General features: G+C 72.5%; 8 protein-coding genes. 1 reads left to right on the top strand and 7 read right to left on the bottom strand.

Features of this window, described 5'->3' with window-relative positions; genetic code table 11:
- Positions 1-179: 179 nt before the first annotated feature.
- The 6 genes from AC08OV_RS14915 to AC08OV_RS14890 all read right to left on the bottom strand — a co-directional run bounded on the left by AC08OV_RS14915 (position 180) and on the right by AC08OV_RS14890 (position 8,627).
- Positions 180-1,667: a radical SAM protein gene (locus AC08OV_RS14915; protein WP_476619804.1), complete on the bottom strand. Its 1,488-nt coding sequence runs from the start codon at positions 1,665-1,667 to the stop codon at positions 180-182.
- Positions 1,664-3,061: a hypothetical protein gene (locus AC08OV_RS14910; protein ID WP_476614907.1), complete on the bottom strand. Its 1,398-nt coding sequence runs from the start codon at positions 3,059-3,061 to the stop codon at positions 1,664-1,666. The genes AC08OV_RS14915 and AC08OV_RS14910 overlap by 4 nt, the downstream gene beginning before the upstream one ends.
- 587 nt (positions 3,062-3,648) lie before the next feature.
- On the bottom strand, positions 3,649-4,530 hold the full coding sequence (locus tag AC08OV_RS14905) for a helix-turn-helix transcriptional regulator (RefSeq protein WP_462187636.1): 882 nt from the start codon (positions 4,528-4,530) through the stop codon (positions 3,649-3,651).
- 453 nt (positions 4,531-4,983) lie between these two features.
- Complete coding sequence (locus AC08OV_RS14900; protein ID WP_476614906.1) at positions 4,984-5,916, bottom strand: response regulator transcription factor; 933 nt, start codon at positions 5,914-5,916, stop codon at positions 4,984-4,986.
- 192 nt (positions 5,917-6,108) lie between these two features.
- Positions 6,109-7,686 (bottom strand): 4-hydroxyphenylacetate 3-hydroxylase family protein, encoded by a 1,578-nt coding sequence (locus AC08OV_RS14895; protein ID WP_476614905.1) that lies wholly within the window; start codon positions 7,684-7,686, stop codon positions 6,109-6,111.
- Entirely contained in the window at positions 7,683-8,627 is a 945-nt protein-coding gene (locus tag AC08OV_RS14890; RefSeq protein WP_476619803.1) for a hypothetical protein, read from the bottom strand. Before AC08OV_RS14890 ends, AC08OV_RS14895 begins: the two co-directional genes overlap by 4 nt.
- A 495-nt stretch (positions 8,628-9,122) precedes the next feature.
- Between AC08OV_RS14890 and AC08OV_RS14885 the strand changes: the two genes are divergently transcribed.
- Positions 9,123-9,899, top strand: a complete 777-nt coding sequence (locus AC08OV_RS14885) for a helix-turn-helix domain-containing protein (RefSeq protein ID WP_476619802.1) — start codon at positions 9,123-9,125, stop codon at positions 9,897-9,899.
- On the opposite strand, the gene AC08OV_RS14880 is transcribed toward AC08OV_RS14885, so the two are convergent.
- A partial coding sequence (locus AC08OV_RS14880) for an ATP-dependent Clp protease proteolytic subunit (RefSeq protein WP_476619801.1) occupies positions 9,879-10,147 on the bottom strand: 269 nt, incomplete at its 5' end. The two genes, AC08OV_RS14885 and AC08OV_RS14880, sit on opposite strands and share 21 nt — an antisense overlap.

Genomic DNA, 10,147 nt, shown 5'->3' with positions numbered 1-10,147 from the left:
CCCGGCCGGTGGCCCGGGCACGGGCACGGGATCCGCCATGTTTCAGCCCCTTCCTCGAGCGACGCACCTCGCCGGGCGACGCATCCTCATCGAGTTCATCGAGCAACGCCTCATCACCGGGCGGCGCACCACCGGGCGGCGCACCACCGGGCGGCGCACCATCACCGGGCGGCGCACCATCACCGGGCGACGGTGGTCGGGTCACTGCCGCTGCCGCCGTACATCGCCGACGCCGGCGGTCGCCCGTCGAAAAAATCGGGACGCGCCGCGGACAGCTCGACGTACGCCCGCAGGCAGAAGGCGAGCCAGCCACGGATGTAGTCGCAGCCGGGCCGCCCACGCCGGGTGACCTCGTGGTAGCAGCCGCCCCCGCACAGATACCGGGCCCAGCACGAGCGGCACGGGCTCATCCGGTCGACGTGGCTACGGGCGAGGTGACCCGCCCGGGCCGCGTCGTCCGGGCCGGCCGCCACCGACCCCATGGCGAAGTCGGGGTCGTCGACGAGCCGGTGGCAGGCGAACAGGTCGCCGTTCGCGGCGGCGCTGAGGTACCCCGCGCCCGCCCCGCACGGGTAGGGGCGATGGCTGCCGCGGTGAATCTGCTGCATGGCGGTCTCAAAGTTGCCGAACGGGTACCGGCGACCGGCGGCCAGCTCACGCAGCGCCACCTCGCCGCACTCGACCATCTGCCGCAGGAACTCGTCGAAGGCCGGGCGGGTGAACTCGAGCGCCGGGTCCGGCGACGCGACGACCGCAGCGAACCCGACCTCGTCGAACCCGAGGCCGATCACGTGGTCGAGGACGTCGCGCAGCCGGCCGCTCGCCGGGGTGACGGTGATCCGGGCGGCGAGGTGGCGCGGGCGCCCGTGGCGGGCCAGCAGGTCGAGCCCGGCCCGCACCCGGTCGTAGGCACTGGCCCCGCCGGCCCCGCCGGCCCCGCCAGCCCCGCCAGGCAGCCGCCGCAGCGCGTCGTTGCGGTCCCGGTCGCCGTCGATGCTCACCGAGACGGCGAAGGGATACTCGGCGAAGAGGCGGGCGTCCTCGGGACGCAGCACGGTCAGGTTCGTGGTCAGGGAGAACCGCACCCGCCGCCCGGCGGCCGCGGCCGCCCGCGCCGCGTAGACGGTGACCTCATGGACGAGGTCCGCGGCGAGCAGCGGCTCGCCGCCCATGAACCCCACGACGACGTCGGCGCCCGGCCGCGACTCGGCGAGGAGGCGGTCGACCGCCGCGAAGGCGACCCCGCGCGGCATCGCCCGGGCCGCACCGCCGAACCGCCCCTCGTCGGCGTAGCAGTAGGCGCACGACATGTTGCACGCCTGCATGACGTTCAGCGACAGGGCGGACAGCGGTGGCGGGTCGATCGGACGCCCGTCGATGCGCCGGGGCGTGGACGGCTCCAGCCCCAGGTCGGCGCGCAGTCCGGGATCGAGCTCGATCGCCCCGCCCGAGCCCAGCCAGGTCTCCACTCGCCGCGCGACGTCCTCGGGCAGGTCGTAGACCCGGCTGCCGTCCGTCACGAACAGGTGCGCACCCCGTGCGCTGCGGAACAGGCGGACCTCGGCGGCGGGATCCGGCGCGCCGCCCGAGACGGCGGCCCGCTCTCCTTCCGCCGGCCGCGGTTCCCAGCCCGGCGGGCGGCGACCGATCTGCAGCAGGACCGTCACGTGCCGGACTCGATGTCCCGCCGCAGCGCGGCGCTCCAGGCGAGAAGAAGATCGTACTGCCGCCGGGTGATGTGCATCGGATGGCGGTCGGAGCCGCGCATCAGCGCCGGCATGCGACGGTCGTAGTAACGCTCCCTGGTCGCCGGCTCGCGCACGACCGCGGGGAGCAGCTCGGGCCGCTCCCGCAACAGGTCCTCGAGCACCTCCAGCGCCAGGAACCGGCGGTGGCGCGCCCGGCCCGCCTCGGTCAGCGGAAGCGGGTGGCCGGTCACCGGCTCGGCCGCCGGGAACGCCAGGTCCCGGACCGACTCGACCGGCTCCCGCCGGCTCCGCGCGATCGCGGCGTTCTCGAACCGGGCCCGGTCGTTCTGGGCGTCGATGTTGACCGCGCCGACCGTCTCGAAGATCCGCTCGAACAGGTCGCGGACCTCCAGCGTGGTGCGGGCCGCGTCCGCCACGTAGGCGGGCTCGCGGACGTCGGCGCGCCGGACCCGGTCGGTCAGGCCGTCCGCGGCCGAGGTGAACGGCCGCCGGTCGGGTGCGAAGTCCGGCGGCCCGACGACGATCCGGGCCGTCGCGGTGAGTCCCCCCGGCAGGACGACCCGCACCGTGCCGTCGCAGACGTCGTCGACGAGCCCGAGGCTGGCGCTGTTCTCGGCGCCCGCGAACAGGCCACCCGGGTTGGTGCGCGGGTCGTCGCCGGTCAGCGCGAAGCCGCTCCACGTCGACTGCGGGTTGAGGATGAGCCGGTCCGCGGGCAGGGCGTAGACGCTCGTCTGCGCCGGGAGGTCCGTCGGGCCGTACACCGCGCCGACGGCCGGGGTGAACCGCAGCCGCAGCTCCGGCAGCTCGGTGTTCGGCCGGGTCAGCTGCACGCTGCCCAGCGGGACGCGGCTGCCGACGGGCACCAGCGGCGTCGCGGCGCCCTCGGGGGAGCGCCCGTCGAGCGGGCGCCGCCCGGTGTCGTCGCCGGCGATGCTCACCTTCGCGGCGATCCGGTCGTCGTCGACCTGCGTGTAGTGATGCGGCTTGAGGTTGGCGACCTCCACCTCCCACCGCACCTGGGAGAGACTGAGACCGAAGGCCGCCAGGACATCGGGGGTGATCGGCCCCTCGTGCGTCACCCCGTCGGTCGTCCACGCGCCGTGCAGCTCGAAGAACGGGCACACCGGGCGGAATCCCGCGGCGTCCTTGAACGTCACCGTCGCCGGCAGCCGGGTGGTGACCGTCCCGTCCTCGGCGACATCGAGGGTCTCGGCCGGCTGGACGATCGTGCGCCCGGTGCCCCGCGGCGACAGGTCGTTGGGGCCCCAGACGTAGTTGTCACAGGGGGTAGGCGACGGGCCCAACCGCCCGTAGGCAAGCGGCGGGTACAGCCACAATTGGTCGATCATTTAGATCTCCTGTTCTCCCGCACCCGCCAGGATGGCCGACGCCCCGAGGGAACGCCGGTCACCCGTGGATTCCCGCGTCATACCATGCGGGAATCCACCACCGTCGATCGCCGGCGTTCACCGGTATTTCCGTCGAACCCGACGGCGCGCCGTGCCTGTTTCGTCCCAAACGTCATCGCGTCCCAAACGTCGCCTCCCCCGAACGTCGCCGCCCCCCGAACGTCGCCGCCAAGCCGGGTGACCGATCCGGGCGACGGCTCGACGGTGATACGGCGAAACCGTTCGCCGTTACATCTATCACACCGGGTCCGTCATCTACCATCCTGAACCCGCCGCCGCGCGGTGAACTGTCGGACCCGAGACAACGCGGGATTCCGGCCGCCACCGGCCTTCCCGCCGGGCGAGGATCAACCGCTGGGCCAGCCGCCGACCAGACCGGGAGACGCAAGCGACAGTCGCGTCCGGGCCCCCGTCAATCCCGACGACTTCGAAATAGAACACCGGGCTCGGCGCGATGCACCTCACCCATCCCAGCAAACTCACTACCCATTCCAGCAACTCGCCGCAGGCCGGGCCGCCGGTCGCGGTCACGCCGAGAGCCGCTGCCGCGCGGCGGGGCCCGGGCGCCGCGCCTCGCCCGGCGTCTCGCCCGGCGTCTCGGCCGCCAGCTGGGCGAGCAGCTCCCGGTCCGCGGGCGTCGCGGGCGTCTGGAGCCAGATGGTGGACTCCGGGTCGTCACCCGGTCGCAGCACCGACAGCATCAGCGAGATGTCACCGAGCGGCGTGGCCGCGCTGACCGTGCGGCCCGTGAACACGCGCACGGACCGGCACTGCCACCAGGCACGCAGCTCGGGGCGCGCCTGTTCGAGCAGCTCCAGCACGGCACGGCCGCGCTGGTCGTCGGGATGATGACCGAGCTGGGCGCGGAACTGGGCGAGCAGGTCCTTGGCCACGTCCTCGGACCCGCCCATCCCGTCCCGGGTCCGGGGCTGCGCCACCAGCATCCACAGCAGGTTGCGCTGGGGCTCGGGCACGTCGGCGGGATCCCCCCACAGGACGGTGTAGGCGTCGTTCCAGGCGGTGACGTCGAAGCGCCGGTCGAGTAGCAACGCCGGACAGTTCGGCCAGTTGTCCAGCACCGAACGCAGCGCCTTGACGAGGGTGTGGTGGCGGTCCGCCGGCGGCGTGTGCAGGCCGGCGAGCGCCAGGGCGTGGCGACGACCGTCGTCGTCGAGCCGCAGGGCCCGAGCGACGGCCTCGAGGACCTGCCGGGACGCGGCGACCCGGCCTTGTTCCAGCCAGGTGTACCAGGCGAGGCCGAGGCCGGAGAGGGCGGCGACCTCCTCCCGGCGCAGCCCCGGGGTGCGGCGGCGAGGTGTGGCGGGCAACCCGACGTCCTCGGGTCGCAGGCGCTCACGGTGGGCACGAAGAAAGAATCCAAGCTCACGCTGGCGGGCGTCGTCGCTCATCGGTTCCAGTCGGATCGGGCGGCCTTGTCGACACCGCCGATCCGGCACATCCGGCACATCCAGCGGGCGGGACAGCATCGACACAGGGACACGCGGTCAGCAGGACTGCTACTATCCTCAGTCGCCAACAACGCCTAACAGCAGTCACCCATGTGATGGCTGAAATCCAGCCACCGCCGCCGGATCAGCGCAGGCCGAAACGGCCGAGCGGACCGTCCAACGCAAGAAGACACAGCCCCATGGTGGCATCGCCCGGCGGCCATGTCCGGCGCTTACCCGGAGAGATCGTGTCATTTACATGATCAAACAACGTCGGCATGAATTTCGATACCTGAAGCAACCTATCGATAACCGCAAGTAATAGACCTGCGATGATCGACTGGAATCCGGATCATCGAAAACACCGACTCGCGGAACGTGTTCATCCCTCCATGGCGCCCGCGGCCACCCCGATCATTCGATTACCCGGTCCGGCGCTCGGTCCAGCGCCGATCCGCGGCCGGACCCGCGCCCACGGCCCGTCCAGCCCGCATGCGGACCGTCCAGCAGTCCGTGCCGATAGGCGTAGAGGCCGGCGCGCAGCCGGTCCGGCTGGCCGATCTTGCGCATCGCACCGGTGAGGTACCGCTTGACCGTTGCCTCGGCCAGGGCGAGCTCGCAAGCGATCTCCGCGTTCGACAGGCCGCGGGCGAGCTGGCCGAGCACCGCGCGTTCCCGGGAGGTCAGCCCGAGGGCCTGCGGTGGCAGTTCGGCCTGGACCGGCGGCCCCGGCGGCCCCGGCACCCCCGTCGGCGGCGGCGCGGGCAGGAAGACCACGCCGCCGAGCGCGGCGATGGTGACCGCGTGGGCGAGGTCGGCAGGCGGAGTGTCCGGCAGCACCGCCCCCGACGCCCCGGTGGTGAGGATCTGGGTCAGTTCGGCGCAGGTAGCCAGCGGCCGCAACAGCAGGACGCGCGTGATGGGGATCCGGTCGGCCTCCGCGCGCAGCCGGCGCACCGCCGCGAGGTCGGTCGCGAGGTCCCCCGCGAGCCCGAGCAGCAGCACCCGGGGACGCGAGCGGCGGATCTGCGGCAGCGCGGCATCCAGCCGGTGGCTGCGGCCGACGACGTCGAGCCGGCAGATCGTCGAGAGCAGCAGGTGCAGCCCAGCCCCGGTCACCGGATGGGCGTGCAGCAGGAACACCGACACACCGCCGTCGATCTCTGTGGGCGTGAGATCCTTGGCGTACGCGGGACACTCGGGCTGCGCGGACGCCTCGGCGCGAACGGGAACCCCGGGACAGGCCGGAACCCTGACCCGCGGCGGACCCCCGGAGTACGCGGAGTACCCGGAGTACGCGGAGACCTCGGCGCGGACGGGAGGGGGCGAGGCGGCTCCGATCGTCATGACTCCGGGTCCTTACCACGAGGAGCGAACGCGGGACGGCGGTATCACCCCGCCGTCCCGCGTGCAGGGGGCTGACCCGACCGTAGGCACCTTCGGTTAGCTCAACCAGGTAGGCGGTGGTATCGCTAACACCCTCCGCGCACGCCGTCCCCGGGCCCCTCCGCCCGGCCCGACAGCCCCGGTCGTCAGGCCTCAGAGCGGACGGGTGATCAGCTCCCGGATCTGGTCGGTGACAGGTCCCAGGTCGTCCCGGCGGAGCAGGTTGATCCGGTTGCGGGTGATGTCCCCGCGGTGGACGAACTCGTAGAGATCCTGACGCTGCCCGAAGCTGTCCGCCGTGAGCTCCCAGGCCAGCCGGAACAGCCGCGACTTCTCCTCGACCGGGAGGTTCGCGCCCCGCATGTACCGGTCGAGGTAGGGCCGCAGGTCAGCGGCGGCGAGGTCACGCTCGCTGGGCTGCATGAGGACACCCGACGAGCCGATCCGCCGCACGATCTCCACTGCCCGGCCGGCGACCTGCGCCGACCACACGCGGCTCGCGTCGGTGTTACCCGGCGCGAGCAGGCCGCCGTCCGTCGTCTCGACCCGGGCCTCCCCCGCGTCGAGGAAGTACCCGACGAGGTCAACGTAGCTCGCCAGCTCCCCGAGGTCCTCCTGGACGTGACGCAGCCCCGAGGCTCCGATCGCGTCAGCGAGCAGCGTGCCGACGGCGAGCAGGGTCCGCAGCCGTTCCTGGTAGCGGATGTGGCCGGCGGCCGCGCTCCAGGCGTTGATCCGCCCGAGTCCGACCCGGGCGAGGTTGCCGTCGCGCAGCAGGAACACCCGGTCCCACGGAACCAGCACGTCGTCGAAGAACAGCATGGCGTCCTGCTCGTCGAACCGGGACGCGAGCGTGTGGGCGTGCCCGTACGGCCGGGCCCCCAGCGGCTCCCGACAGAGGATCTTCACACCTGGGGTGGCCAGCGGCAGGCCGAACCAGATCACGAACTGCTCGGCCTCGCGCTGCGCGAAGCTCGCCGAGAGGTACACGAGCACCTCGTGGGCCAGTGGGGCCAGCGTCGTGAGCTGCTTGGCGCCCCGGACGACGACGCCGTCGTCCCGCTCGGCGATGATGCGCAGCGCGAGGTCGGGATCGTCCACGGGGCTGGTGGTCCGGTCGATCTGCGGGTCACCCAGAGCGTGGCCGAGGACCAGGTCATTGGCCGCACAGTGCCGGTAGAAGGCCACCGCGTTGGCACCGAAGCCGGCCTGGTTGCGCTCCAGATGGTCCCGGAAGTCGAGCAGGCCCACCGCCACGTTCGCCATGAACGACGGCGACCGGCCGTGCTGACCCCAGGACTCGCGCATCCACACGGCCGTGCTGCGCCGCCGGGCCCGCAGATCGTCCAGCGTGCGCGGCAGCTGGTAGGACCAGCCGACGCGGGTCCCCGCCTCGGGTTCGTGGACGGTGAGCACGTCGCGCAGATCCGGCTCGTGCTGCAGGTCGAACAGCCGGGCCAGCTCGTCGACGGCGCCCCGGAAGGCCGGGTGCGTCGCCACGTTCGCGGCCTTCTCCCCGTCGAGCCACACCTCGCGGCCGTCGTTGAGGCTCGCCCGGTACCGCTCCCCGGTCATCAGCCCCTGCCCGGCAGGCGGCGGGATTCCCAGCGGCGGGTCGGCCGGGGGCTCGGCCGTCGCACCGGCGGGGTGGCCACCGGCGGGGTGGCCACCGGCGGGTCGGCCGGGATCGTCGACGGCGCCGGGACGACCGCTGTCGGTCACGAGGGTCATGGCCTGATCTCCGCTCTGTGGACAATATCGGTGGCGTCGGTGGCGTCGGTGGCGTCGGTGGCGTCGGTGGCATCAGTGATGTCGGTGGCATCGGTGGCGGTCCAGACGCAGCCACGGTCGACCTGCCCCGGTCCGGCGACCGACCCGGCCACGACGGCCGGCTGGCCGGCCGGAGCGGGCACGGCCACGCCGGCTGACGGGACCGAGGGGTCGTCATGCAGCAGGCGGAAGGCCGGTTCGTATCCCTTGGCCCGGATGTTCGCCGAGAGGGCAGTGGTGCAGAACGAACAGGGGGAGGCCAGGGTGAGGGGCACGCCCCGGGCGCGGGCCTGCTCGCGGTAGTCCCAGATGCCACAGTGCGAGATGATCAGGGTCGCCCGCGTGGGCTCGTCGGTGTCGACCGCGTAACGGGAGGAGTAGAGATCCGCCTGGCGCGCGAGCCGGTGGACGACGTCGGCGGGCCGGCCGGTCGGCTCGGGCTCCACCTTGCCAAAGACCGAGGCGTTGGCCCTCGCCCAGTCGACGAGCTCCGCCTCGCCCCAGCGCGACACGATGAACCGTTCGATCAGTGCCTGCGCGCGGAAGAACACCCGCTGCCAGGCCGTCGGATCACGATCGTCAGGCGTCGGGAAGTCGGCGAAGATCTCGGCCTGGGTATGCAGCCAGTCGAGCAGACGCAGATCGGCGTGGTGTTCCAGCAGGAACGTCGTCATCCCCGACTCCGCCTCGAGCAGGCGCTGCTGCCACAGGGCTACGCGGTCGTCTCCGGTCATGTCGACGGCCGGAGCAGGGGGAAACGACCCGGACGCCGTCGCTCGCGGGGATGCGCCGGGCGGCTCGAGGTGGGCGTGGGGACGGGTGCCGAGGACCGCCATCGGCACCGGCGCGGCCGAGGACAGGGACATGGGTACGGCCATCGGAGTGGCAACGGCACGGGGCATGTGTGTGGGAGCCTCCACGGATCTCCTGTCCCTGGCGGCCCCGGCTAAGCGGGCCACCGCGACGACCGTTCCGGAGACCGGACGGCCAGGATGAATCACGACGGAAACAACGCTAAGTGCGCGGATGATGTGGAAATACCGACCTTCGGTGCATCTTCGTGCCACTTCCGGCGTCCGTCGCCTCACACGTTGTCGCCGTATGCATCGGCGCCGCACGGTTCGTCCGCCGCCGGCAACTTCGGCGGCCGCCGGCAACTTCGCGGCGAAGGTGCGGGCGGAATGCCGGGTGCGGTACTTGCGGTTCCGGCGAGGGCGCAGCGGATACGCTCGGTGCCTGAGTTCTCCATCGACTTACCCGGGGGGTGGCTGCGGCAGCGGTCGCCTTCCCACCCACGTGATCAGTATCCGGGACGCGTGTAGCTATCAGGACGCGAGCGCCCCTCCGATTCCCCTGACCCCTCAAGGCACCAGTCCCCCCGGAGGTTCCTGATGGCGATGACGGATGATGCCGAGATGCCGTTGCTGCGCCGGCTGGTCGGGCAGGCGCTGCGTCGGCGTCGCCTCGCTCAGGGCCGCACCCTGCGGGACGTGGCGGACACGGCGCGGGTGTCGATGCCCTACCTCTCGGAGATCGAACGCGGCCTGAAGGAGGCGTCTTCGGAGATCCTCGCCGCGGTCTGCCGGGCGCTGCACATCCGGCTGTCCGATCTGCTGGACGAGGTGCGTCTGGAGCTCGCCCGGCTCGAACCCGAGGTCACCCCCGTGGCATCGCCCGGGTCGCTGTCCGCCGTCCACGGGCAGGCGACACCACCGATCACGGCCCGCGTCCTCTCCGCTGACCTGCACGCCGCCAGCGGCACCACGGCCACCGTCGGCATCACGGGCTCGGCCGGCCTCACGGGCTCGGCTGGCATCGAAACAACCGGTATCGGCGCAACGGTCGGCGCGGCATTGCCCTTCGGCGTGTCGCCGAACCTGGGACTCTCGCCAAGCTTCCGGGCCGCCGTCCCTACCGGCCGGGTGGTGGTGCCCGGCCCGCGGCGAGCCGCCGTCGCTCCCGGTCCGCGGGGATCGGGGAGATCGGGGGGGCCGGGCAGGTGGTCCCGGCCCGCAGCCGCCTTCCGGCCGCGGCATGTTCGGCCGGAAGGCGGGCGCAGGCACGCTCGTCGACAGGTCGGCCTGTGGCCAGTCGACGTGTGGCCGGCCGGCCGGCCGGAGCGGCCGACCGCCGGACCGCCGGATCGCGCCCGGTCAGGCGCTGCGTGCCGATAGAAGCCGGGCGGCCTTACGGCTCATGATGACCTCGTCGATGAGGCCGTACTCCTCGGCCTCATCGGCACTGAAGATCTTGTCGCGTTCAGTGTCGCGACGGACCTCCGCCTCGGTGCGACCGGTGTGGCGGGCAAGCATCGTCTCCTGCAGCGCCCGTACGCGCAGGATCTCCCGCGCCTGGATCTCGATGTCGCTCGACTGGCCCTCGCCCTGCGCCGACGGCTGGTGGATGAGGATCCGGCTGTTGG

It is taken from the genome of Frankia sp. CeTa3Moorea (assembly GCF_978021225.1).
The sequence above is the reverse complement of the archived record's forward strand: the minus strand, read 5'-3'. Positions and strand labels throughout refer to the sequence as shown.

Bases quoted from the DNA above. Each gene is read 5' to 3' on its own strand.
- AC08OV_RS14910 (WP_476614907.1), bottom strand. From the start codon at position 3,061: ATGATCGACCAATTGTGGCTGTACCCGCCGCTTGCCTACGGGCGGTTG.
- AC08OV_RS14895 (WP_476614905.1), bottom strand. From the start codon at position 7,686: ATGACCCTCGTGACCGACAGCGGTCGTCCCGGCGCCGTCGACGATCCC.
- AC08OV_RS14890 (WP_476619803.1), bottom strand. From the start codon at position 8,627: ATGCCCCGTGCCGTTGCCACTCCGATGGCCGTACCCATGTCCCTGTCC.
- AC08OV_RS14905 (WP_462187636.1), bottom strand. From the start codon at position 4,530: ATGAGCGACGACGCCCGCCAGCGTGAGCTTGGATTCTTTCTTCGTGCC.
- AC08OV_RS14885 (WP_476619802.1), top strand. From the start codon at position 9,123: ATGACGGATGATGCCGAGATGCCGTTGCTGCGCCGGCTGGTCGGGCAG.
- AC08OV_RS14900 (WP_476614906.1), bottom strand. From the start codon at position 5,916: ATGACGATCGGAGCCGCCTCGCCCCCTCCCGTCCGCGCCGAGGTCTCC.